This is a genomic window from Bacteroides sp. 519 (assembly GCF_010500955.1).
Classification (GTDB): domain Bacteria; phylum Bacteroidota; class Bacteroidia; order Bacteroidales; family Bacteroidaceae; genus Bacteroides.
This window is the reverse complement of sequence record NZ_QVMJ01000004.1, coordinates 16,267-38,988: the sequence shown is the minus strand read 5'-3', so window position 1 is coordinate 38,988 and position 22,722 is coordinate 16,267. Positions and strand designations below refer to the sequence as shown.

Here is a 22,722-nt window from a genome sequence, read left to right as displayed (position 1 = left end):
GTAGAACTTTTATAAATATATACACAAAAAGGCTAAGAACCCTCTTGCGGAGGATTCCTAACCGAACGTCCTGTTTACCAGGTAATTTTATTTAAGTTCAACTTCAGCTCCAGCTTCTTCCAATGTTTTCTTCAATGATTCTGCTTCGTCTTTAGCTAAACCTTCTTTTACTACGCTAGGAGCACCGTCTACCATATCTTTAGCTTCTTTCAAGCCAAGACCGCATGCTTCTTTCACAGCTTTTACTACTTGTAATTTAGCTGAACCTGCGCTTTTCAATACTACATCGAAAGAAGATTTTTCTTCCGCAGCAGCACCACCACCAGCAGCAGGACCAGCAGCAACAGCTACAGCTGCAGCAGCAGGTTCAATACCATACTCTTCTTTAAGGATAGTTGCAAGTTCATTAACTTCTTTTACTGTCAAGTTAACTAGTTGTTCTGCAAAAGCTTTTAAATCTGCCATTTTATTTATAAGTTTTAATGTTTAATTTACTAAGTAATTTGGTTTTAAATTATCTTTCACCAAGAGTCTTAAGAACTCCGTGAAGGGTGTTACCACCTGATTGAAGAGCCGAAATAACGTTTTTCGCTGGTGATTGCAGCAATGCCACGATATCAGCAATAACTTCATTTTTGCTCTTGATGCTAACAAGAGCGTCAAGCTGATTAGCTCCGATGTAGAAGCTTTCTTCTGCATAAGCAGCTTTCAGTCCTGGAATACCATCTTTAGCCATATCTTTGATCAACTTTGCCGGTGCGTTAGCAACATTGCTAAACATAATGGCTGTTGCTCCTTTCAATGAGCTGTAAAGAGGTGAGTAGTCGCCTTCTAATGAGTCTAAAGCTTTTTCAAGAAGTGTATTCTTGATAACCATCAAATTGATGTCTGCTTTGAAACAAGCTCTTCTCAGTGCACTGGTTTTTTCAGCGTTCATTGCTGTAAGGTCAACCAGATAGAAGTGACCATATTCCTGTACAGTAGCAGCTATTTGCTCTATAATTGAATTTTTATCTTCCTTTCTCATGTTCTTTTTTTATTTTAAACTTCTTCAATTGTTTTCGGGTCGATTTTGATACCCGGACTCATTGTACTAGAAAGATAAATACTCTTGATATATGTACCTTTTGCTGCGGTTGGTCTTAGTTTGTTTATGGTAGCCATAAACTCTTTCGCATTGTCGCGGATTTTGTCGGCGTCGAAAGATACTTTACCAATTGAAGTATGAACAATACCGGTTTTATCTACTTTGAAGTCGATTTTACCTTGTTTTACTTCTTTCACAGCTTTTGCAACATCCATAGTTACAGTACCACTTTTGGGGTTAGGCATTAATCCGCGAGGACCAAGTACACGACCCAGGGCACCAATTTTACCCATGATAGATGGCATAGTGATGATTACATCAATATCAGTCCATCCACCTTTGATCTTTTCAATATATTCGTCAAGACCAACATAGTCAGCGCCGGCTTCTTTTGCAGCAGCTTCAGCATCAGGTGTACAAAGTACCAACACACGAATTTCCTTACCAGTTCCATGAGGAAGTGAAACAACACCTCTCACCATCTGGTTAGCTTTACGTGGGTCAACTCCTAAACGTACATCTATATCTACGGAAGCATCGAACTTAGTAAAAGTAACTTCTTTTACTAATGATGCAGCTTCTTTCAGTGAGTATGCTTTCCCTGCTTCAATTTTTTCTGCAGCTAACTTTTGTTTTTTTGTCAGTTTACCCATTCTAAATTGAAGTTTAATTAATTATTTCCCGGGAATTCACCTTTTACAGCGATACCCATACTTCTAGCAGTACCAGCAACCATTGTCATAGCAGACTCTATTGTAAAACAGTTCAAGTCGACCATTTTGTCCTGAGCAATCGTTTGAATCTGATCCCATGTAAGTTCAGCTACTTTTTTACGATTAGGCTCAGCAGAACCACCTTTTAACTTAGCCACTTCCAGCAATTGGATGGCAACAGGAGGAGTCTTGATTACAAAATCAAAAGACTTATCTGCATAATAAGTAATGATTACAGGTAGGATTTTACCTGCTTTGTCTTGGGTTCTGGCGTTGAATTGCTTGCAAAACTCCATGATGTTAATCCCTTTGGAACCTAATGCAGGTCCTACTGGGGGAGATGGATTTGCTGCGCCTCCTTTAATCTGTAATTTGATTTGTCCAGCAACTTCTTTAGCCATTTTCTATTGATTTATATATAAACATTAATAAAGAATATACAGCGTAACACCTGTACTATTCTTTTTCTACTTGCATAAAGCCCAATTCGAGCGGAGTTTTACGCCCAAATATTTTCACCATCACCTTTAGTTTCTTTTTCTCGCTATTCACTTCTTCAATGATACCACTGAATCCGCTAAAAGGACCAAAAGTAACTTTTACAGTTTCGCCAACAATATACGGAATGTTGATTTCTTCACCCGCATCTTGTAACTCGTCAACTGTTCCAAGTATACGATTCACTTCCGACTGTCTCAATGGTACAGGTTTTTCCTGTCCACCTAAAAATCCAATCACATTAGGCGTGTTTCTTAACTGATGAGAAACCTCACCAACAAGAGCTGCCTCTACCAATACGTAACCAGGAAGATAACTTCTTTCCTTCACAATTTTTTTTCCATTGCGAACCTGATATACTTTCTCGGTAGGAATCAATACCTGAGACACATATTCGCCAAGGTCGCCGTTTTTAATTTCAGCTTCGAGATATTCTCTAACCTTAGTTTCTTTTCCGCTAATGGCACGTAGAACATACCATTTTTTTTCAATCTCAGACATTTAATAATTCTTTTTTAATGTGGATAGATAAACTTTTCCATTACAGTTTGGAAACAGAAGTCCATCGCGAATACTACCAATGCAATGAGGAGGGAAGCATATAAAACAACTACTGCACTGTTAGTAAGTTCAGATAACGTAGGCCACGATACTTTATGAGCAAGTTCGTTATAAGATTCCTTAATGTAGTTAATTATCTTTTTCATTTTCTAAATATTAGCACGGGAGGAGAGGCTCGAACTCCCGACACCTGGTTTTGGAGACCAGTGCTCTACCAACTGAGCTACTCCCGTAAATTATTAAGTATTTGAGTGAGGTAAAAGGAGGTAAAGTGAGGTAAAGTTTATGCAAAGTATTTCTACTTTACCTCCTTTACCTCACTTCTTTACTTCTATACTTATTTAAAGAATTTCAGTAATCTGACCGGCACCTACTGTACGACCACCTTCGCGGATAGCGAAACGAAGACCTACGTTCAATGCTACTGGGTAGATTAATTCTACGCTGATTGTTACGTTATCACCAGGCATTACCATTTCTGTTCCTTCTGGAAGAGTGATTTCACCTGTAACGTCCAATGTACGGATGTAGAATTGAGGACGGTATCTGTTGTGGAATGGAGTGTGACGTCCACCTTCTTCTTTTTTCAGGATATAAACCTCAGCTTTGAATGTGCTATGAGGAGTGATTTTTCCTGGGTGGCAGATTACCATACCACGTTTGATTTCGTTTTTGTCGATACCACGAAGTAACAAACCTACGTTATCGCCAGCTTCACCTGTGTCAAGGATCTTACGGAACATTTCAACACCTGTAACAACTGATTTCTTAGCTTCAGAACCAAGACCGATGATTTGAACTTCTTCACCTGTTTTGATGATACCAGCTTCGATACGACCTGTAGCAACTGTACCACGACCAGTGATAGAGAATACGTCTTCAACAGGCATAAGGAATGGTTTATCAACATCACGTGGAGGCAATGGAATCCATGTATCTACAGCTTCCATCAGTTCCATGATTTTGTCTTCCCACTGAGCAACGCCATTCAATCCACCAAGAGCAGAACCTTGAATAACAGGAGTGTTATCACCGTCGAATTCGTAGAATGAAAGAAGTTCTCTCATTTCCATTTCAACAAGCTCTAACATTTCAGCGTCGTCAACCATATCACATTTGTTCATGAAAACAACCAATTTAGGTACGTTTACCTGACGAGCCAAAAGGATGTGCTCACGAGTTTGAGGCATAGGACCATCAGTAGCAGCTACTACAATGATAGCACCGTCCATCTGAGCAGCACCAGTTACCATGTTCTTTACGTAGTCGGCGTGACCCGGACAGTCTACGTGTGCATAGTGACGGTTAGCTGTTTCGTATTCAACGTGTGAAGTATTGATAGTGATACCTCTTTCTTTTTCTTCAGGAGCGTTGTCGATTGAGTCGAATGAACGTAGTTCAGAAAGACCATTCTTTGCCAACACTGTTGTGATAGCAGCGGTCAAAGTAGTCTTACCATGGTCAACGTGACCAATTGTACCGATGTTAACATGCGGTTTGGAACGATTAAATTTCTCTTTAGCCATAGCTTTACTTGTTATTTATTTGATTAATAATCAGCTTCTTTTAAGTTTGTGAGTTCTTAAGTTTGTGAGTTTTTGAGTTCTAGGCATGCCTTACAAACTTAAAAACTAAAAGTCTTACAAACTCAAATGAGCTGTTACCGGGATTTGAACCCGGGACCTCTTCCTTACCAAGGAAGTGCTCTACCACTGAGCTATAACAGCAAAAAGAGCGGAAGACGGGGCTCAAACCCGCGACCCTCAGCTTGGAAGGCTAATGCTCTATCAACTGAGCTACTTCCGCAAGTAAATTGAAAATAGAAAATCGAGTAATGCGCTAAACAATTACTCTGGTTTTCTGTTTTCAATAACATAAGCTGTTGCTTTTTGTGGGCAGTGATGGATTCGAACCACCGAAGTCGAAAGACAGCAGATTTACAGTCTGCCCCATTTGGCCACTCTGGTAACTGCCCCAATTAGTTTTGAGTTTTGAATTATAAGTTTTGAGTTTTCTTTTCAGCATCAATACTTATTACTCAGTAAGTTTTGAATTGTTGGTTTTGAGTTTCAGTGCAGCATTGCACTTATTACTCTAAACTCATCACTCATTACTTTTTTTGAGCCTCTTGTCGGATTCGAACCAACGACCCCGAGATTACAAATCACGTGCTCTGGCCAACTGAGCTAAAGAGGCGGGTTTTAAAAAATGCAACCGTTACGTTCTGTAATGTGAGCGAAACGGCTGCAAATTTAGACATTTATTTCTTTTCAGCAAAATATTTGGTTTTTTTTTATTTGCTTCTTGCTTTTTCTTTGTGTTTTACCAATTGTTTGCCTAATGCTTCAAGGCATTCGTCGACTGCTTGCTCAAAAGTATCGTATACTTTATTAGCGTAGAATTCTGCATTTGGTACTATCACTTTGATTCCGGCTTCTTTATTTTCGGCCGTTTCGGGCTTTATTACTTTTAATGTTACCTCTACTGTGGTTATATCATCGTAAAGTTTTTCCAGTTTAGCTGCTTTCTTCTGAATGAATGCTTGCAACTGTTCTGCTGCATCAAAGTGAATCGATTGAATTCTAATATCCATATAGACCTCCTTTTTTTATTAAGCCCTTGGGTGGGCTTGTTTATACACCTTTTTAAGTTCTTCGAAAGTAGTGTGCGTATAAATTTCGGTAGCCGCCAAACTGCTATGCCCCAAAAGTTCTTTTACGGCTCCCAGTTCGGCTTCGTTATTTAACATTGTTGTTGCAAACGTGTGCCTTAACACATGGGGACTCCTTTTTTTAGTCGTAACTACTTTTGAAAGATTCTTTTTCACAATGTTATAGACTAGTCCTTTCGAAAGTTTTTCTCCATTCTCTTTTATAAAGAATGCATTGGCCTTTACCGGAACTGTTTCGCTTCTTATATTGAAATACTCAGTTAGCGATTTCTTTAATTCTTCACCAAAAGGAATGATGCGTTGTTTGTTGCGCTTTCCTGTTACCTTAATGGTGGAAGCAATTAAATCAATGTCGCCGTCGGTTAATCCAATTAATTCGGATAGTCGTATGCCGGTGGCATAAAACGTTTCAATAATTAATCGGTCGCGACAGCCGGCAAATCCTTCGCCAAAATCCGTTTCGTCGAGCAACTTGTCCATGTCTACTTCTTTAACAAAGACGGGGAGGGGTTTGTTTTTCTTTGGCCCTGTTATTTTTCGTAACGGATCAACTTTAACCTCACCTCTCTTTAAAAGGAATTTATAGAACGAACGGAGTGAACTCAACTTGCGGTTTACCGAGCTCGATGCCAATCCTTGGTCCATCAATGAAATTATCCATTCGCGAACCATCCCGGATTGAACCTCGCTGGGTTTAAACTCAGTATCCTCTCCTTGAACAAAAATCCGGAACTGAGCGATATCTGTACCATATTCTTTTATGGTCTTATCAGAATAATTCCGCTCGTACCGGAGATAGTCAAGAAAAGCTTCTATCAACATAATTGCTACATCTATACCTTGCAGCTAATGTATAAAAAGTAATTGATAAATCAAAAGAAATTGTGATTTATTAATCTTCTACTTGCTGAAGTTGCTGTACGTAAACTGCGCGTTCTTTCTTAAGTCTTTTAAGCACAGATGGTTTGTCGAACTGTTGTCTGCGTCTTAACTCTTTTACGATTCCTGTTTTCTCAAACTTTCTCTTGAATTTTTTAAGCGCTTTTTCTATGTTTTCGCCTTCTTTTACTGGTACTACAATCATTTTGTTTTTATTGTTTTATGTTATTGTTTCTAAAATCGCAGTCAAATTGCGGGGCAAAATTACATATTGTTTCTTTATTAGCCAAACTTTTGAATAAAATATTATTAGATAGTAGTTAGTAGCTAGTAGATAGTAGCTAGTAGTTAGTAGATAGTAGTCAGTAGTAAGTAGTAAGAATCCATGCGGCATCGTACTACTAACTACTAACAATATATCTGCATAGCTCTACTAACTACTAACTACTAACTACTAGCTACTAACTACTAACTACTAGCTACTAGCTACTAACGATATTCTGTAAAATCGCCTATAAATATTTTTGTTATTTTATCTTCGTATTCTTTTTTGAGTATAAAAAGGTATGCTTTGGAGCTTTTCAGTACTAGTTTATAGATGATATCGCCTTCGTTCCATGTGCGGTTTTGGGGTGTGCCCATATTTTTTGTTTTCTCGTTTATGGCAGCAATGGCTATTAATTTGTTGTCGGGCGATGTTATCATGTGCATTTTAGAGAAATTCATGTTCATATACGTTGCTATGGTTTTTTCGGCATTCCACCCCATCATGTTATATCCTATTCCAATGTTTTCGTTTTGTTCGTTATAGGGGTAGTTCTCCTCTCTCCACCAGGCCTGCACTGTATCTGTATATATTGTAATCTCACTTCCTGGTGTGCCGCTGGTTTTGCCTTCGCTGTCGGCAGCAAAGACATCTGGCGATTCCCAATAGAATTTGTTTACGTTCATTTGCCAATCAATTTTTTCTAAATTGTATGGCTGTTTGTAGCTTAGGTGTTTGGGTGCTTGCTGGCACGATACATGTAGCGGGAGCAAGAGATATATAATAATGTGTACGATGTAATGTTTCATAATGTGGAAATAAAAAGCAAAGATAATTTTTTTATTTCATTTATTAGACACGGATTACGCGGATTGCACGGATTAAATAACACGGATATTAATCTCTTAATCCGTGTATTAAAATCTGTGTCATCCGCGTAATCCGTGTCTAATAAATACTCTGTGGTGAAATCGTCTAAAAATAATCCGGTTAGATCTTGGCATAAGAATAATTCTGTTAATTTTGCCCCTATTAATCAGAAACATTTAATCGTATGAATAATAAAGAAGACAATCAGTTGCAGATCGAGTTAAAAGAAGATGTAGCCCAAGGTACTTACTCAAATCTGGCTATAATTACTCATTCCAGCTCGGAGTTTATCCTTGATTTTATTCGTGTAATGCCCGGGGTTCCTAAGGCAGGGGTGCAATCGCGTGTTATATTGGCGCCCGAACATGCTAAACGTTTGTTGCGGGCACTCGAGGATAATATTAATAAGTACGAACATGCTTTTGGCCCCATTAATTTAGGCAATGAACAACAGATACCTCCAATTCTTAATGTGAAAGGAGAGGCATAATTTCGGGTTCCGGGCTATATAGCATTGGGGTTTCGGTCTATATAGCATCGACCCCTCGGTCTATATAGCACTGACCCTCCGGTCTATATAGCACTGGCCCTTTGGTCTATATAGCATTTTGGGGCAAATGCATCTTCGGAAGTTAAAGAAGTGATCGCTTTGCTCAACTAAAAACATCAAAACTGTGTTCGATTTACATCAATGCAGTGTTCGATTTGCATCGAAACAACATTCAATTTGCATTCAAAAAGTGTTAAACACAACTTGGTAGCGTCGGAGTTAGAACTTTTTAACAAGTTCGATAATTCAACACGAAACTCTGCCATTTGCTACAATGGGTATAATGTAGGCGCTGTTTGCCGATACGAAAAAGTGAACAAACCGCTGCAAAAAAAGCCAACGGTGGTTTAACTAATATAATAGAATATAACAGAATAGAACAGAACATATAACAACAGAAGAAAAATATAAAAAAGAAACTGCTGCTGTTGTTTCGTCCTTTACGTTTCGTGTTTTAAAAAAACAGGCATTTAGTTGAATATTAAAATATTATTCGTAACTTTGCAGCCCGAAATGCATACTTGCGAATAATATTGTAAATAAATATATAACAACTAAAAAAACATTAAAAATGCCTACAATTCAGCAATTAGTAAGAAAAGGGCGTACCGTTTTGACGGAGAAAAGTAAGTCTCCGGCATTGGATTCATGCCCTCAGAGACGCGGAGTTTGTGTAAGGGTGTACACAACAACACCTAAAAAACCTAACTCGGCAATGCGTAAAGTGGCTCGTGTACGTTTAACCAACCAAAAGGAAGTTAACTCGTACATCCCGGGAGAAGGCCACAACTTGCAAGAGCACTCAATTGTGTTGGTGCGTGGTGGTCGTGTGAAAGACCTTCCAGGGGTACGTTATCACATTGTACGTGGAACTTTAGATACAGCAGGTGTAGCCGGACGTACACAAAGACGTTCGAAATATGGAGCTAAGCGTCCAAAACCAGGACAAGCACCAGCAGCTGCAGCTAAAGGAAAGAAAAAGTAAGGAAAAGTAAAGAAGTGAGGTAAAAGGAGGTAAAGTGAGGTAAAGAAGTACTCACGAACTCTACCTGACTCAACTACTCTACCTAACTCAAATACTTAAAATAACCCGTTTTAGTTTGTTGGACTTGGATTACCAAGGTTGAGTAAACCCTCCGGTGGGAGAGTTGAAGACATAAAAATCACAGCCAGAGACAAAAACATTATTGTTCAAACAAATGAGAAAAGCAAAACCAAAAAAACGTGTGATCCTTCCGGATCCCGTATTTAACGATCAAAAGGTTTCTAAATTTGTAAACCATTTGATGTATGATGGCAAAAAGAACCTTTCTTACGAAATCTTCTATGCTGCTTTGGAGCAGGTAAAGAGAAAACTTCCTAACGAAGAAAAATCATCTCTCGAAATTTGGAAAAAAGCACTCGACAATGTAACTCCACAGGTCGAAGTAAAATCACGCCGTGTAGGGGGTGCTACATTTCAGGTACCAACCGAAATCCGTCCGGATCGTAAAGAATCGGTTTCGATGAAAAACCTTATCCTTTACGCTCGCAAAAGAGGTGGTAAAACAATGGCCGATAAACTTGCTGCCGAAATTATCGACGCATTCAATGAGCAAGGCGGTGCATTCAAACGTAAGGAAGATATGCATAGAATGGCCGAAGCCAACAGAGCATTTGCACATTTTAGATTCTAATACCAAACCGAAAAACAGATCAAATAAAAAGATAAGAATTTAAAAATGGCAAAGCAAGATTTACATTTAACTCGTAATATCGGTATCATGGCTCACATCGATGCCGGAAAAACAACAACTTCCGAACGTATCCTGTTCTATACCGGGTTGACTCACAAAATTGGTGAAACTCACGATGGTACTGCTACAATGGACTGGATGGCTCAGGAACAAGAACGTGGTATCACTATTACATCGGCTGCTACAACTACCCGTTGGAAATACGATGGTAACACTTACAAAATTAACTTGATTGACACTCCGGGACACGTTGACTTTACTGTTGAAGTAGAGCGTTCGTTACGTGTACTCGATGGTGCTGTTGCTACTTACTGTGCTGTAGGTGGTGTTGAACCACAATCGGAAACAGTATGGCGCCAGGCTGATAAATATAATGTTCCACGTATTGGCTACGTGAACAAAATGGACCGCTCGGGAGCTGACTTCTTCGAAGTGGTTCGTCAGATGAAAGACGTACTTGGTGCAAATCCATGTCCTATTGTTGTGCCTATCGGTGCAGAAGAAACTTTCAAAGGTGTTGTTGACCTTATCAAAATGAAAGCTATCCTTTGGCACGATGAAACAATGGGGGCCGACTACTCTGTTGAAGATATACCAGCTAACCTACTTGCTGAGTGCGAAGAGTGGAGAGACAAAATGCTTGAATCGGTAGCTGATTACGACGATTCGTTAATGGAAAAATACTTCGATGATCCTTCAACAATCACCGAAGAAGAAATCCTGCGCGCGCTTCGTAATGCAACTATCCAGATGGCTATCGTACCAATGTTGTGCGGTTCTTCATTCAAAAATAAAGGTGTACAAACATTGCTCGACTATGCTTGTGCATTCTTGCCATCGCCATTAGATACAGGTAGCGTAACAGGTACTAACCCAAATACTGGCGAAGAGGTTGTTAGACAACCCGACGAAGAAGATAAAACAGCAGCTTTAGCATTTAAAATTGCTACCGACCCTTATGTTGGTCGTTTAACTTTCTTCCGTGTATACTCGGGTAAAATAGATGCAGGTTCGTACGTATTCAATGCACGCTCGGGTAAAAAAGAACGTGTGTCGCGTATCTTCCAAATGCACTCGAACAAACAAAACCCAGTTGAAGTAATTGGTGCCGGTGATATTGGTGCAGGTGTTGGTTTCAAAGATATCCGTACAGGTGATACACTTTGCGACGAAAACGCTCCAATTATTCTGGAATCTATGGACTTCCCCGATCCGGTAATCGGTATCGCTGTTGAGCCTAAAACTCAGAAAGATATGGATAAACTGGCTAACGGTTTAGCTAAACTGGCTGAAGAAGACCCAACATTTACAGTTAAAACCGACGAACAATCGGGTCAAACAGTTATTTCGGGTATGGGTGAGCTTCACCTTGATATCATTATCGACCGTTTGAAACGTGAGTTCAAAGTTGAGTGTAACCAAGGTCGTCCACAGGTTAACTACAAAGAAGCAATTACCAAAAATATCAATCTTCGCGAAGTGTACAAAAAACAATCCGGAGGTCGTGGTAAGTTTGCCGATATCATTGTTGAAGTTGGACCGGTTGATGCTGACTTTACTCAAGGCGGATTGCAATTCGTTGACGAAGTAAAAGGTGGTAACATTCCTAAAGAATTTATCCCATCGGTACAAAAAGGTTTTGTTACTGCAATGAAAAACGGTGTGTTGGCCGGATATCCTCTCGATTCGTTGAAAGTAAGATTGATCGATGGATCTTTCCATGCGGTTGACTCTGACCAACTTTCGTTCGAAATCTGTGCTATCCAAGCTTACAAAAACGCTTGTGCTAAAGCAGGTCCGGTATTGATGGAACCTATCATGAAACTTGAGGTAGTTACTCCTGAAGAAAGCATGGGGGATGTTATTGGTGACTTGAACAAACGTCGCGGACAGGTTGAAGGTATGGAATCGAGCCGCTCGGGTGCTAGAATCGTGAAAGCGATGGTGCCACTGGCCGAAATGTTTGGTTATGTAACCGCACTCCGTACAATTACTTCGGGTCGTGCAACATCATCAATGACTTACGATCATCATGCACAAGTTTCTCAGTCAATTGCTAAGGCAGTGCTTGAGGAAGTAAAAGGCAGAACAGATCTGTTGTAAAAACATAAAGCCTATGGATTAGCGAATGACTCTTAATCCATAGGCTTAAATCGTATATTGTTAAATCATAAATAAATAAAGATGAGTCAGAAAATCAGAATCAAACTGAAATCTTACGATCACAACCTGGTTGATAAATCGGCCGAAAAAATCGTAAGAACTGTAAAAGCTACAGGCGCTATCGTTAGTGGTCCAATTCCACTTCCAACACACAAACGTATTTTTACAGTAAACCGTTCAACCTTCGTGAACAAAAAATCGCGTGAGCAATTCGAACTATCTTCGTACAAAAGATTGATCGACATCTATAGCTCAACAGCTAAAACTGTTGATGCATTGATGAAACTGGAATTGCCTAGCGGTGTAGAAGTTGAAATCAAAGTTTAAATAGTAATGAGTTACGAGTTATGAGTTATGAGTACTTCGTAGCATTTAATTCGTAATCTTGTTTCTAGTAAAGAGAATAATTATTTGAAGAGTGGAGAGTATTGAGAACTTACTCATAACTTAAAACTCATAACTAAAAAAAAGTGAAATGCCAGGATTATTAGGAAAGAAAATCGGAATGACATCCGTATTCAGTGCCGATGGTAAAAACGTACCATGCACTGTTATCGAAGTAGGTCCTTGTGTTGTTACTCAGGTTAAAACTATCGAAAACGATGGTTATGAAGCCGTTCAATTAGGTTTCCAAGACAAAAAGGAAAAGCACACAACTAAACCTTTACTTGGACACTTTAAGAAAGCAGGAGTAACACCAAAGAGACACTTGGCCGAGTTCAAAGAATTTGAGAGTGAGCTTAACTTGGGCGATACCGTTACAGTTGAGTTGTTCAACGATGCAACGTTTGTTGATGTTGTTGGTACATCGAAAGGTAAGGGTTTCCAAGGGGTTGTTAAAAGACATGGCTTTGGTGGTGTAGGTCAAACTACACACGGTCAGCACAATCGTGCTCGTAAACCGGGTTCTATCGGTGCTTGTTCGTACCCAGCAAAAGTATTCAAAGGAATGCGCATGGGCGGACAAATGGGTGGCGACAGAGTAACTGTTCAAAACCTGAAGGTATTAAAAGTAATTGCGGAACACAACCTTCTATTGATCAAAGGTTCTATCCCGGGTTGCAAAGGTTCAATCGTTATAATTGAGAAATAATGGAAGTTAACGTATATAACATTAAAGGTGAAGACACTGGGAGAAAGATTACGTTAAACGAATCAATCTTCGGAATTGAGCCTAACGACCACGCTATTTACTTAGACGTAAAACAGTTTATGGCTAACCAGCGTCAGGGTACTCATAAGTCAAAAGAAAGAAGTGAAATAAGTGGTTCAACACGCAAGCTCGGACGTCAGAAAGGTGGCGGTGGTGCTCGTCGTGGTGATATCAACTCACCGGTATTAGTAGGTGGGGGTCGTGTATTCGGTCCTAAACCAAGAGACTACTCTTTTAAACTGAATAAAAAAGTAAAAGCTCTTGCCAGAAAATCGGCTTTGGCTTACAAAGCAAAAGATAACGCAATTGTAGTAGTTGAAGACTTCAACTTCGAAGCTCCTAGAACAAAGGAGTTTATCTCAATGGCAAAAAATCTTAAAGTTTCTGACAAAAAGCTACTTGTAATTTTATCAGAATCAAATAAAAACGTATATTTGTCGGCTCGTAACTTAAAGAGTGCCAGCGTGCAAACTGTTTCAGGATTAAATACTTACAGAGTATTGGATGCTGGAGTGTTAGTGCTTACCGAAAGTGCTCTTTCGGCAATTGACAATATCTTAAGTAATAAGGAGGCTTAAACAATGGGAATTATAATTAAACCGTTGGTTACTGAAAAAATGACAAATATAACCGAAAAGTTAAATCGTTTCGGTTTTATCGTGCGTCCAGGTGCTAACAAACTTGAAATTAAGAAAGAAATTGAAGCCCTTTATAATGTTACAGTGGTTGATGTAAACACAATGAAATACCAGGGTAAGAGCAAACGTCGCTATACTCGTAGTGGTATCATTGATGGTAGAACGAATGCTTACAAAAAAGCGATAGTAACATTGAAAGAAGGCGACACGATAGACTTCTATAGCAATATTTAAAAAAATGGCAGTACGTAAATTTAAGCCCACAACACCGGGGCAAAGACATAAGGTTATTGGTACTTCGGATGATATTACTGCAAGGGTACCAGAGAAATCTCTTGTATACGGTAAAAAAACATCCGGCGGTCGTAATAACGAAGGTAAGATGACAATGCGTTATCTTGGTGGTGGTCACCGTAAGATGATCCGTATTATCGACTTCAAGAGAAACAAGGACGGTGTTCCTGCAGTGGTTAAAACAATAGAATACGATCCGAACCGTTCGGCACGTATCGCTTTGTTGTTTTATGCAGATGGCGAAAAAAGATATATTGTTGCTCCCAACGGACTGAAAGTAGGAACTACTTTGATGTCTGGTTCGGAAGCTGCGCCAGAGATTGGTAATGCGCTTCCATTACAAAATATTCCCGTTGGTACTGTGATTCATAATATTGAATTGCGTCCGGGTCAGGGTGCTGCCCTGGTACGTTCGGCAGGAAATTTTGCTCAGTTAACTTCAAGAGAAGGAAAATATTGTGTAATCAAATTACCTTCGGGCGAAGTAAGACAGATTCTAAGTACTTGTAAAGCTACTATTGGTAGTGTAGGTAACTCGGATCATGGATTGGAAAAATCAGGTAAAGCTGGTCGTAGCCGCTGGTTTGGTCGTCGTCCACGTAACCGTGGTGTTGTTATGAACCCGGTTGATCACCCAATGGGTGGTGGTGAAGGACGTGCATCAGGAGGACATCCAAGATCACGTAAAGGATTGTACGCTAAGGGTCTTAAGACAAGAGCTCCTAAGAAGCAATCGTCTAAGTACATTATTGAAAGAAGGAAAAAGTAATCTGATTAATTGAGTAAATTATGAGTCGTTCATTAAAAAAAGGTCCATACATTAATGTAAAGCTTGAAAAGAAGATTCTTGCCATGAATGAATCGGGCAAGAAATCTGTCGTTAAGACTTGGGCTAGAGCTTCAATGATATCCCCTGATTTTGTAGGGCATACAGTTGCAGTTCACAACGGAAATAAATTTATTCCTGTTTATGTTACCGAAAATATGGTAGGACACAAGTTGGGCGAGTTTGCACCAACACGTACTTTCAGAGGTCACTCCGGTAACAAAAAAAGATAAGGGAATTCATCTGAAATAATAAAGTAAAAAATATAATGGGAGCAAGAAAAAGAATATCGGCCGAAAAAAGAAAAGAGGCCCTTAAAACCATGTATTTTGCAAAACTGCAAAATGTGCCTACTTCCCCCCGTAAGATGCGTCTCGTGGCTGACATGATCCGCGGAATGGAAGTAAACAGAGCACTTGGTGTTTTGAAGTTTTCTTCTAAGGAAGCTTCTGCAAGAGTGGAAAAATTACTCCGCTCGGCAATTGCTAACTGGGAGCAGAAAAACGAACGTAAAGCTGAAAGCGGTGAGTTGTTTGTGACTAAAATTTTTGTTGATGGTGGTGCTATGCTTAAAAGAATGAGACCAGCCCCACAAGGAAGAGGATATAGAATTCGCAAACGTTCAAATCACGTAACTTTGTTCGTTGGTACTAAAAGTAATAATGAAGAACAGAATTAAGCATGGGACAGAAAGTTAATCCAATAAGTAACCGTTTAGGAATCATCAGAGGTTGGGATTCTAACTGGTATGGTGGAAACGATTATGGTGATGCATTACTTGAAGATAGCAAAATCCGCAAATACTTAAACGCGCGTTTGGCTAAAGCTAGTGTATCAAGAATCGTAATCGAACGTACTTTGAAGCTTGTCACTATTACTGTTTGTACTTCTCGCCCCGGAATCATTATCGGTAAAGGTGGTCAAGAAGTTGACAAGTTGAAAGAAGAGTTGAAGAAGATTACCGATAAAGATATTCAAATCAACATTTTTGAAGTGAAAAGACCAGAACTTGATGCAGTGATCGTTGCAAACAACATCGCCCGTCAGGTAGAAGGTAAAATTGCCTATCGCCGTGCCATTAAAATGGCTATCGCAAACACAATGCGTATGGGTGCTGAAGGTATTAAAATTCAAATTTCAGGACGTTTGAATGGAGCTGAAATGGCCCGTTCTGAAATGTACAAAGAAGGAAGAACTCCGTTGCATACTTTTAGAGCAGATATCGACTACTGTCATGCCGAAGCGTTGACTAAAGTTGGTTTGCTTGGTATCAAAGTGTGGATTTGTAGAGGTGAAGTGTTTGGTAAGAGAGATTTAACTCCTAACTTTACACAAAGCAAAGATGCTGGTCGTGGTGGAAACAATCGCGGAGATGGCGGCGGAAAGAACTTCAAAAGAAAGAAAAATAACAATCGTTAATCGAATTTGAATTTTAGGAATCATGTTACAACCGAAAAAGACAAAATTCAGAAGACAACAAAAGGGCCGTATGAAAGGCAATGCCCAAAGAGGCAATCAGCTGGCTTTCGGTTCTTTTGGAATAAAATCTCTGCAAAGCAAGTGGATTACCGGTAGACAAATTGAAGCAGCTCGTATTGCTGTAACAAGATATATGCAACGTCAAGGACAAATCTGGATACGTATATTTCCCGATAAACCAATTACCAAGAAGCCTGCCGAAGTGCGTATGGGTAAGGGTAAGGGATCGCCAGAAGGATTTGTGGCTCCAATCACTCCGGGTAGAATTATTATTGAAGTTGAAGGTGTATCATACGAAATCGCAAAAGAAGCATTGCGCTTAGCAGCTCAAAAGCTTCCTGTAACAACTAAGTTTGTTGTGCGTCGCGACTATGATATGCAAAATCAAAATGCGTAAGTGTTATGAAAATTGCAGAAATAAGAGAAATGTCTACTGCTGATTTGGCAGAAAGAATAGAAGCAGAAGTGGTAAATTACGACCACATGATTTTAAATCATTCTATTTCTCCTTTAGATAATCCTAGCAAGATTAAACAATTACGCAGGACTATCGCGCGTATGAAAACAGAATTACGCGAAAGAGAACTTAACAATAAATGATTGGCTTGATGGAAGCAAGAAATTTAAGAAAAGAAAGAATAGGGGTTGTAGTTAGCAACAAAATGGAAAAAACAATTACCGTTGCTGCTAAGTTTAAAGAAAAACACCCCATGTATGGTAAATTCGTTAGCAAAACGAAGAAGTACCATGCTCACGACGAAAAGAACGATTGCAATATAGGAGATACTGTACGCATCATGGAAACTCGTCCTTTGAGCAAGACTAAGAGATGGAGATTAGTAGAAGTAATTGAAAGAGCTAAGTAATTATGATACAAGTAGAATCCAGACTCACAGTATGTGATAATAGTGGAGCTAAAGAGGCATTGTGTATCCGTGTTTTAGGAGGTACAGGTCGTCGTTACGCTTCGGTAGGGGATGTTATTGTCGTTTCAGTAAAAAGTGTAATCCCTTCAAGTGATATTAAAAAAGGTACAGTGTCTAAGGCTCTGATCGTACGTACTAAGAAAGAAATTCGTCGTGCCGACGGTTCTTACATTCGTTTTGATGATAATGCCTGTGTGTTGTTGAACAACGCAGGTGAGATTAGAGGTAGTCGTATTTTCGGTCCGGTAGCAAGAGAACTTCGCGCTACTAACATGAAAGTGGTGTCACTAGCGCCTGAGGTACTTTAATTTTGTAAAAGATTTAAGTAATGAGTAAATTACATATTAAAAAAGGCGATACAGTATACGTAAATGCTGGTGAGGACAAAGGTAAAACCGGTCGTGTTTTAAAAGTTCTCGTGAAAGAACAACGTGCTATTGTTGAAGGCATTAATATGGTAACCAAAAGTACCAAACCTAATGCAAAACATCCGCAAGGAGGTAGAATAGAGCAAGAAGCCTCTATTCATATTTCTAATCTGAATCCTATCGATCCGGATACAGATAAGCCAACACGCATCGGACGCAAAAAAGATGCTGATGGAAAAACAGTACGTTATGCTAAAAAATCAGGGAAGGAGATTAACTAATGAGTAATACTGCAAGCCTTAAGAAAGAATATGCAGAACGTATTGTTCCTGCATTAAAATCTCAGTTTGAGTATACATCGGCAATGCAGGTACCTGTACTGAAAAAGATTGTTATCAATCAAGGATTAGGTATGGCTACTGCCGACAAGAAAATAATTGAAGTTGCAATCAACGAAATGACAACTATTACCGGACAGAAAGCTGTTGCTACAGTTTCTAAGAAAGATATTTCAAACTTCAAGCTTCGTAAGAAAATGCCAATCGGTGTGATGGTAACTTTACGTCGCGAAAGAATGTACGAATTCCTGGAAAAACTGGTACGTGTTGCTTTGCCTCGTATCCGCGACTTCAAAGGTATCGAAAGTAAATTTGACGGAAGAGGTAATTATACACTCGGTATTCAGGAACAAATCATTTTTCCTGAAATTAATATCGATAGTATAACAAGAATCTTAGGAATGAATATTACCTTTGTAACTTCTGCGCAAACAGATGAAGAAGGGTATGCTTTATTGAAAGAATTTGGTTTACCTTTTAAGAATATTAAAAAAGACTAATATAGTATGGCAAAGGAATCAATGAAGGCTCGCGAAGTAAAGAGAGCCAAATTAGTAGCCAAATATGCCGAGAAAAGAGCTAAACTGAAAGCTGAAGGAGATTACGAAGCTTTACAGGCAATACCTAAAAATGCATCGCCTGTGCGCTTGCACAACCGTTGCAAACTGACTGGTCGTCCGAAAGGATATATCCGTCAGTTCGGTATTTCCAGAATTCAGTTCCGCGAAATGGCATCTAACGGGCTTATTCCAGGTGTTAAGAAAGCAAGCTGGTAGTTTATTTTTTTAAATATTGTCAGGGAAGTCCTGATTAATTTAATTATTTATTATATGACTGATCCAATAGCAGATTATTTGACCAGGTTGAGGAACGCCATTCAGGCAAAGCACAGAGTGGTAGAAGTTCCTGCCTCGAACTTGAAAAAAGAAATCACTAAGATTCTTTTTGAAAAGGGCTACATTCTGAATTATAAGTTTGTAGAAGATGGTCCTCAAGGAACCATCAAAATTGCTTTGAAGTATGATACAGTTAACAAAGTTAATGCTATCAAAAAACTTCAAAGAATATCTACTCCGGGTTTACGTAAGTATACCGGATATAAAGATATGCCGCGAGTAATTAATGGTTTAGGTATTGCAATAATATCTACTTCCAAAGGTGTAATGACAGACAAAGAAGCTGCCGACTTGAAGATTGGTGGTGAAGTGTTGTGTTATGTATATTAATGTAAGGAGGATTTGTAATGTCAAGAATAGGAAAATTACCCATTAGTATACCCGCTGGTGTTACTGTGAGCTTCAAAGATGATGTAGTAACAGTAAAAGGTCCGAAAGGAGAAATGACTCAGCAGGTAAACCCGCTGATTAAAGTTGAAATTGAAAACGGACAGGTTACTTTAAGTCGTAACAGCGACGATAAACAAGAACGTGCATTTCACGGATTGTACCGTTCACTTATCAACAACATGGTTGTAGGTGTATCGGAAGGATATAAAAAAGAATTGGAATTGGTTGGTGTAGGTTACCGTGCCGCTAATAATGGAAACATTATTGAACTCTCGCTTGGTTTTACTCACCCTATCTTTATTCAGTTACCATCTGAAATTAAGGTTGAAACAAAGTCTGAAAGAAATAAGAACCCTCTTATTATTCTGGAATCTTGCGATAAGCAACTACTTGGACAAGTTTGCTCTAAAATACGTTCTTTCCGTAAACCTGAGCCATATAAAGGTAAAGGTGTTAAGTTTGTTGGCGAAGTTATTCGCAGAAAGTCTGGTAAATCAGCCGGTGCTAAGTAAATAACACGAAGTAAATTAGTATTATTATGACAACAAAAGTAGAAAGACGCGTTAAAATTAAATATAGAGTACGCAATAAAATTTCAGGTACTGCTGAACGTCCGCGTATGAGTGTGTTCAGAAGCAATAAACAGATCTATGTACAGATCATCGACGATCTTACAGGTAAAACTCTGGCTGCCGCTTCTTCACTTGCTCTTGAAGGCAAAATGCCTAAAAAAGAACAAGCTGCAAAAGTAGGCGAAATGATTGCTAAGAAAGCTCAGGAAGCAGGCATTACAACTGTTATCTTCGACCGTAATGGTTATTTGTATCATGGGAGAGTAAAAGAAGTTGCTGATGCAGCTCGTAACGGTGGACTTAAATTCTAATCATTATGGCAATTAAAAACAGAGTAAAGATTTCAAACGACATAGAACTAAAAGACAGATTGGTTGCTATTAATCGTGTTACCAAAGTTACAAAAGGGGGTAGAACCTTTAGTTTCTCTGCTATTGTAGTGGTTGGTAACGAAGATGGAATTATAGGATGGGGACTTGGTAAAGCTGGTGAAGTTACTGCTGCTATCGCAAAAGGAGTTGAATCGGCAAAGAAAAACCTTACAAAAGTTCCTGTATTAAAAGGTACTGTTCCTCACGAACAAACAGCTAGATTTGGTGGTGCTGAAGTGTTTATTAAACCTGCTTCACACGGTACCGGAGTAGTAGCTGGTGGTGCTATGCGCGCCGTTCTTGAGAGCGCTGGTATTACCGACGTTTTGGCAAAATCAAAAGGTTCTTCAAATCCGCACAACCTTGTAAAAGCTACTATCGAAGCTTTGGCAGAAATGCGTGATGCAAGAATGGTTGCTCAAAACAGAGGAATTAGTATGGAAAAAGTATTTAGAGGATAAGGAGGTTAAAATGGCAACTATAAAGATTAAACAAACAAAAAGCAGAATTGGTGCTCCAAAAGATCAGAAAAGAACTCTTGATGCACTTGGGCTTCGTAAAATGAATCGTGTGGTTGAGCATGACGCTAATCCTGCAATTCTTGGAATGGTAAATAAGGTAAAACACCTCGTTACTATTATTGAGTAATTATTTGTAGAATAAAAAAACAAATTACAATATGAATTTAAGTAATTTAAAACCTGCAAACGGATCTACTAAAACTAGAAAAAGAATTGGACGTGGACCTGGTTCCGGCTTAGGCGGTACTTCAACTAGAGGTCATAAAGGTGCCAAATCAAGATCTGGTTATTCTAAGAAGATCGGTTTTGAAGGTGGACAGATGCCATTACAACGTCGTGTTCCTAAATTTGGATTTAAGAACATTAACCGTGTAGAATATAAAGCCATCAATTTGGATACTATCCAGAAAATGGCCGAAGCTAAAGGGTTAGAAAAAATAGGTATTAACGAATTCGTTGCTGCCGGTTTTATTTCATCAAACCAGTTAGTGAAAGTTCTTGGTAATGGAGCTTTGACAGCAAAACTAGAGGTACAAGCACATGCATTTTCAAAATCAGCAGTTTCAGCAATTGAGGCAGCAGGCGGAAGTGCAGTAAAACTCTGATTCAATGAAAAAAGCTATTGAGACTATTAAAAATATCTGGAAGATTGAGGATCTGAGACAACGGATCCTCATCACTGTATTGTTTGTTGCAATTTACCGCTTCGGTTCGTATGTGGTATTGCCGGGTATTAACCCCAATATGCTTGCACAATTGCATCAACAAACAAGTGAAGGTCTGCTGGCATTGTTGAATATGTTCTCCGGAGGTGCTTTCTCTAATGCGTCTATTTTCGCATTAGGGATTATGCCATATATCTCTGCGTCGATCGTTATTCAGCTATTAGGTATGGCCATTCCTTATTTCCAGAAAATGCAACGTGAAGGTGAAAGCGGCCGTCGCAAAATCAATCAATATACTCGTTGGTTGACAATTGGTATCTTGGTCGTTCAAGCACCGTCATATTTGATTAACCTTAAAATGCAAGCCGGTCCGGCATTGAATAGCTCTTTGAGTTGGACAATGTTTATTCTAACTTCCACAATCATTTTGGCTGCGGGAAGTATGTTTATATTGTGGCTGGGTGAGAGAATCACCGACAAGGGTATCGGAAATGGTATTTCATTTATCATTTTGGTGGGTATCATTGCTCGTTTTCCTCAGGCATTATTCCAGGAATTGGTTTCAAGAATGACAGATAAAACCGGTGGTTTAATCATGTTCCTTATCGAAATCGTTTTCTTGTTACTGGTTATTGCTGCTGCAATTGCATTGGTACAGGCCCAGAGAAAAGTTCCTGTTCAATATGCTAAAAAAATCGTTGGAAGCAAACAATACGGTGGTGCAAGACAGTATATACCTTTAAAGGTAAATGCTGCCGGTGTAATGCCTATCATCTTTGCTCAGGCAATTATGTTTATTCCAATTGCATTCATGGGTTACTCTGGTGATAATCCAGGTTGGTTTGTACGCAATTTCTCTGACCATACAGGTTTCTGGTACAATTTTACTTTCGCAGTAATGATTATACTCTTTACGTATTTCTATACCGCGATAACAATTAATCCTACCCAGATGGCAGAGGATATGAAGCGAAATAACGGTTTCATTCCTGGTATCAAGCCAGGTAAGAATACAGCAGAGTATATCGATGGTATTATGTCGCGTATTACTTTGCCAGGTTCATTCTTCCTTGCAATTGTTGCAATTTTACCTGCTTTTGCTGGTATGTTCGGTGTACAAACTGAATTTGCACAGTTCTTTGGTGGTACATCATTATTGATCCTTGTAGGGGTAGTACTTGATACTTTACAACAAGTAGAAAGTCACCTGCTGATGAGACATTATGATGGATTATTGAAATCGGGTCGTATTAAAGGACGTTCTGGTAGCGGCGTAGCTGCATATTAATTCT

Annotated in this window: 37 protein-coding genes and 5 tRNA genes; 26 read left to right on the top strand and 16 right to left on the bottom strand. The window is 39.2% G+C overall.

Features of this window, described 5'->3' with window-relative positions:
* Positions 1 to 87 precede the first annotated feature (87 nt).
* The 16 genes from rplL to D0T85_RS05000 all read right to left on the bottom strand — a co-directional run bounded on the left by rplL (position 88) and on the right by D0T85_RS05000 (position 7,483).
* Positions 88 to 465, bottom strand: a complete 378-nt coding sequence (gene rplL, locus D0T85_RS05075) for a 50S ribosomal protein L7/L12 (RefSeq protein WP_163210890.1) — start codon at positions 463 to 465, stop codon at positions 88 to 90.
* Between the two features lie 49 nt (positions 466 to 514).
* Positions 515 to 1,027, bottom strand: a complete 513-nt coding sequence (gene rplJ, locus D0T85_RS05070) for a 50S ribosomal protein L10 (protein ID WP_163210888.1) — start codon at positions 1,025 to 1,027, stop codon at positions 515 to 517.
* 14 nt (positions 1,028 to 1,041) lie between these two features.
* Entirely contained in the window at positions 1,042 to 1,740 is a 699-nt protein-coding gene (gene rplA / locus D0T85_RS05065) for a 50S ribosomal protein L1 (RefSeq protein WP_163210886.1), read from the bottom strand.
* A 17-nt stretch (positions 1,741 to 1,757) separates the two neighbouring features.
* A complete protein-coding gene (gene rplK, locus D0T85_RS05060) occupies positions 1,758 to 2,201 on the bottom strand; it encodes a 50S ribosomal protein L11 (RefSeq protein ID WP_163210884.1) in 444 nt (147 codons plus the stop codon).
* 55 nt (positions 2,202 to 2,256) lie between these two features.
* Positions 2,257 to 2,799, bottom strand: coding sequence for a transcription termination/antitermination protein NusG (nusG, locus tag D0T85_RS05055; protein ID WP_163210882.1), 543 nt, complete (start codon positions 2,797 to 2,799; stop codon positions 2,257 to 2,259).
* Positions 2,800 to 2,813: 14 nt separating this feature from the next.
* The gene (gene secE / locus D0T85_RS05050; RefSeq protein ID WP_163210879.1) at positions 2,814 to 3,005 is read right to left on the bottom strand and encodes a preprotein translocase subunit SecE; all 192 of its coding nucleotides are present in this window, start codon (positions 3,003 to 3,005) and stop codon (positions 2,814 to 2,816) included.
* A gap of 14 nt (positions 3,006 to 3,019) precedes the next feature.
* Positions 3,020 to 3,092 (bottom strand) — tRNA-Trp (locus D0T85_RS05045).
* 108 nt (positions 3,093 to 3,200) lie between these two features.
* Positions 3,201 to 4,385: an elongation factor Tu gene (tuf, locus tag D0T85_RS05040; protein WP_163210877.1), complete on the bottom strand. Its 1,185-nt coding sequence runs from the start codon at positions 4,383 to 4,385 to the stop codon at positions 3,201 to 3,203.
* A gap of 129 nt (positions 4,386 to 4,514) precedes the next feature.
* Positions 4,515 to 4,586 (bottom strand) — tRNA-Thr (locus D0T85_RS05035).
* 6 nt (positions 4,587 to 4,592) lie between these two features.
* Positions 4,593 to 4,665: transfer RNA gene (locus D0T85_RS05030), tRNA-Gly, on the bottom strand.
* Positions 4,666 to 4,751: 86 nt separating this feature from the next.
* A tRNA-Tyr gene (locus D0T85_RS05025) sits at positions 4,752 to 4,834 on the bottom strand.
* Between the two features lie 147 nt (positions 4,835 to 4,981).
* Positions 4,982 to 5,055, bottom strand: a tRNA-Thr gene (locus tag D0T85_RS05020).
* Positions 5,056 to 5,152: 97 nt separating this feature from the next.
* Entirely contained in the window at positions 5,153 to 5,452 is a 300-nt protein-coding gene (hpf, locus tag D0T85_RS05015) for a ribosome hibernation-promoting factor, HPF/YfiA family (RefSeq protein ID WP_163210875.1), read from the bottom strand.
* An 18-nt stretch (positions 5,453 to 5,470) separates the two neighbouring features.
* Complete coding sequence (gene xerC, locus D0T85_RS05010) at positions 5,471 to 6,352, bottom strand: tyrosine recombinase XerC (RefSeq protein ID WP_163210873.1); 882 nt, start codon at positions 6,350 to 6,352, stop codon at positions 5,471 to 5,473.
* A 70-nt stretch (positions 6,353 to 6,422) separates the two neighbouring features.
* A complete protein-coding gene (rpsU, locus tag D0T85_RS05005; protein ID WP_163210871.1) occupies positions 6,423 to 6,614 on the bottom strand; it encodes a 30S ribosomal protein S21 in 192 nt (63 codons plus the stop codon).
* 284 nt (positions 6,615 to 6,898) lie between these two features.
* Positions 6,899 to 7,483, bottom strand: a complete 585-nt coding sequence (locus D0T85_RS05000; protein WP_163210869.1) for a hypothetical protein — start codon at positions 7,481 to 7,483, stop codon at positions 6,899 to 6,901.
* A 245-nt stretch (positions 7,484 to 7,728) separates the two neighbouring features.
* Here D0T85_RS05000 and D0T85_RS04995 point away from each other — a divergent pair, with 245 nt between their 5' ends.
* The 26 genes from D0T85_RS04995 (at position 7,729) to secY (ending at position 22,718) form a co-directional block, all read left to right on the top strand.
* Positions 7,729 to 8,034 carry a DUF3467 domain-containing protein gene (locus tag D0T85_RS04995; RefSeq protein ID WP_163210867.1) on the top strand — a complete coding sequence of 102 codons (306 nt, stop codon included), beginning with the start codon at positions 7,729 to 7,731 and terminating at the stop codon, positions 8,032 to 8,034.
* A 631-nt stretch (positions 8,035 to 8,665) separates the two neighbouring features.
* Positions 8,666 to 9,079 (top strand): 30S ribosomal protein S12, encoded by a 414-nt coding sequence (gene rpsL, locus D0T85_RS04990; protein WP_163210865.1) that lies wholly within the window; start codon positions 8,666 to 8,668, stop codon positions 9,077 to 9,079.
* Between the two features lie 214 nt (positions 9,080 to 9,293).
* Positions 9,294 to 9,770 carry a 30S ribosomal protein S7 gene (gene rpsG, locus D0T85_RS04985; RefSeq protein WP_163210864.1) on the top strand — a complete coding sequence of 159 codons (477 nt, stop codon included), beginning with the start codon at positions 9,294 to 9,296 and terminating at the stop codon, positions 9,768 to 9,770.
* A gap of 45 nt (positions 9,771 to 9,815) precedes the next feature.
* A complete protein-coding gene (gene fusA, locus D0T85_RS04980; protein ID WP_163210862.1) occupies positions 9,816 to 11,933 on the top strand; it encodes an elongation factor G in 2,118 nt (705 codons plus the stop codon).
* A gap of 81 nt (positions 11,934 to 12,014) precedes the next feature.
* On the top strand, positions 12,015 to 12,320 hold the full coding sequence (gene rpsJ / locus D0T85_RS04975; protein WP_002558075.1) for a 30S ribosomal protein S10: 306 nt from the start codon (positions 12,015 to 12,017) through the stop codon (positions 12,318 to 12,320).
* Positions 12,321 to 12,468: 148 nt separating this feature from the next.
* Positions 12,469 to 13,086: a 50S ribosomal protein L3 gene (rplC, locus tag D0T85_RS04970; RefSeq protein WP_163210860.1), complete on the top strand. Its 618-nt coding sequence runs from the start codon at positions 12,469 to 12,471 to the stop codon at positions 13,084 to 13,086.
* A complete protein-coding gene (gene rplD, locus D0T85_RS04965) occupies positions 13,086 to 13,724 on the top strand; it encodes a 50S ribosomal protein L4 (RefSeq protein ID WP_163210858.1) in 639 nt (212 codons plus the stop codon). The genes rplC and rplD overlap by 1 nt, the downstream gene beginning before the upstream one ends.
* A gap of 3 nt (positions 13,725 to 13,727) precedes the next feature.
* Positions 13,728 to 14,018 (top strand): 50S ribosomal protein L23, encoded by a 291-nt coding sequence (rplW, locus tag D0T85_RS04960; RefSeq protein WP_163210856.1) that lies wholly within the window; start codon positions 13,728 to 13,730, stop codon positions 14,016 to 14,018.
* Between the two features lie 4 nt (positions 14,019 to 14,022).
* Positions 14,023 to 14,847: a 50S ribosomal protein L2 gene (gene rplB / locus D0T85_RS04955; protein ID WP_163210854.1), complete on the top strand. Its 825-nt coding sequence runs from the start codon at positions 14,023 to 14,025 to the stop codon at positions 14,845 to 14,847.
* A 20-nt stretch (positions 14,848 to 14,867) separates the two neighbouring features.
* Positions 14,868 to 15,137 (top strand): 30S ribosomal protein S19, encoded by a 270-nt coding sequence (rpsS, locus tag D0T85_RS04950; protein ID WP_163210852.1) that lies wholly within the window; start codon positions 14,868 to 14,870, stop codon positions 15,135 to 15,137.
* Positions 15,138 to 15,172: 35 nt separating this feature from the next.
* Positions 15,173 to 15,583, top strand: a complete 411-nt coding sequence (gene rplV / locus D0T85_RS04945; protein ID WP_163210850.1) for a 50S ribosomal protein L22 — start codon at positions 15,173 to 15,175, stop codon at positions 15,581 to 15,583.
* 2 nt (positions 15,584 to 15,585) lie between these two features.
* Positions 15,586 to 16,323, top strand: coding sequence for a 30S ribosomal protein S3 (gene rpsC / locus D0T85_RS04940; RefSeq protein WP_163210848.1), 738 nt, complete (start codon positions 15,586 to 15,588; stop codon positions 16,321 to 16,323).
* A gap of 22 nt (positions 16,324 to 16,345) precedes the next feature.
* The gene (gene rplP / locus D0T85_RS04935) at positions 16,346 to 16,780 is read left to right on the top strand and encodes a 50S ribosomal protein L16 (RefSeq protein ID WP_163210846.1); all 435 of its coding nucleotides are present in this window, start codon (positions 16,346 to 16,348) and stop codon (positions 16,778 to 16,780) included.
* A gap of 5 nt (positions 16,781 to 16,785) precedes the next feature.
* Positions 16,786 to 16,983 (top strand): 50S ribosomal protein L29, encoded by a 198-nt coding sequence (gene rpmC, locus D0T85_RS04930; RefSeq protein WP_163210844.1) that lies wholly within the window; start codon positions 16,786 to 16,788, stop codon positions 16,981 to 16,983.
* A complete protein-coding gene (gene rpsQ / locus D0T85_RS04925) occupies positions 16,980 to 17,249 on the top strand; it encodes a 30S ribosomal protein S17 (RefSeq protein ID WP_203558417.1) in 270 nt (89 codons plus the stop codon). The genes rpmC and rpsQ overlap by 4 nt, the downstream gene beginning before the upstream one ends.
* A gap of 2 nt (positions 17,250 to 17,251) precedes the next feature.
* Complete coding sequence (rplN, locus tag D0T85_RS04920) at positions 17,252 to 17,617, top strand: 50S ribosomal protein L14 (RefSeq protein WP_163210840.1); 366 nt, start codon at positions 17,252 to 17,254, stop codon at positions 17,615 to 17,617.
* Positions 17,618 to 17,637: 20 nt separating this feature from the next.
* Positions 17,638 to 17,958, top strand: coding sequence for a 50S ribosomal protein L24 (rplX, locus tag D0T85_RS04915; protein ID WP_163210838.1), 321 nt, complete (start codon positions 17,638 to 17,640; stop codon positions 17,956 to 17,958).
* Complete coding sequence (gene rplE, locus D0T85_RS04910; protein WP_163210836.1) at positions 17,958 to 18,515, top strand: 50S ribosomal protein L5; 558 nt, start codon at positions 17,958 to 17,960, stop codon at positions 18,513 to 18,515. The genes rplX and rplE overlap by 1 nt, the downstream gene beginning before the upstream one ends.
* 6 nt (positions 18,516 to 18,521) lie before the next feature.
* Complete coding sequence (gene rpsN, locus D0T85_RS04905; protein WP_163210834.1) at positions 18,522 to 18,791, top strand: 30S ribosomal protein S14; 270 nt, start codon at positions 18,522 to 18,524, stop codon at positions 18,789 to 18,791.
* Positions 18,792 to 18,845: 54 nt separating this feature from the next.
* A complete protein-coding gene (rpsH, locus tag D0T85_RS04900; RefSeq protein ID WP_163210831.1) occupies positions 18,846 to 19,241 on the top strand; it encodes a 30S ribosomal protein S8 in 396 nt (131 codons plus the stop codon).
* 17 nt (positions 19,242 to 19,258) lie between these two features.
* Positions 19,259 to 19,813 carry a 50S ribosomal protein L6 gene (gene rplF / locus D0T85_RS04895; protein ID WP_163210829.1) on the top strand — a complete coding sequence of 185 codons (555 nt, stop codon included), beginning with the start codon at positions 19,259 to 19,261 and terminating at the stop codon, positions 19,811 to 19,813.
* A gap of 26 nt (positions 19,814 to 19,839) precedes the next feature.
* Positions 19,840 to 20,184 carry a 50S ribosomal protein L18 gene (gene rplR / locus D0T85_RS04890; RefSeq protein ID WP_163210827.1) on the top strand — a complete coding sequence of 115 codons (345 nt, stop codon included), beginning with the start codon at positions 19,840 to 19,842 and terminating at the stop codon, positions 20,182 to 20,184.
* A 5-nt stretch (positions 20,185 to 20,189) separates the two neighbouring features.
* On the top strand, positions 20,190 to 20,705 hold the full coding sequence (gene rpsE / locus D0T85_RS04885) for a 30S ribosomal protein S5 (protein ID WP_163210825.1): 516 nt from the start codon (positions 20,190 to 20,192) through the stop codon (positions 20,703 to 20,705).
* A 10-nt stretch (positions 20,706 to 20,715) separates the two neighbouring features.
* A complete protein-coding gene (gene rpmD, locus D0T85_RS04880) occupies positions 20,716 to 20,892 on the top strand; it encodes a 50S ribosomal protein L30 (RefSeq protein ID WP_163210823.1) in 177 nt (58 codons plus the stop codon).
* Between the two features lie 31 nt (positions 20,893 to 20,923).
* Positions 20,924 to 21,370, top strand: a complete 447-nt coding sequence (rplO, locus tag D0T85_RS04875; RefSeq protein WP_163210821.1) for a 50S ribosomal protein L15 — start codon at positions 20,924 to 20,926, stop codon at positions 21,368 to 21,370.
* 4 nt (positions 21,371 to 21,374) lie between these two features.
* Entirely contained in the window at positions 21,375 to 22,718 is a 1,344-nt protein-coding gene (secY, locus tag D0T85_RS04870) for a preprotein translocase subunit SecY (RefSeq protein WP_163210819.1), read from the top strand.
* The last annotated feature ends 4 nt before the right edge of the window (positions 22,719 to 22,722 follow it).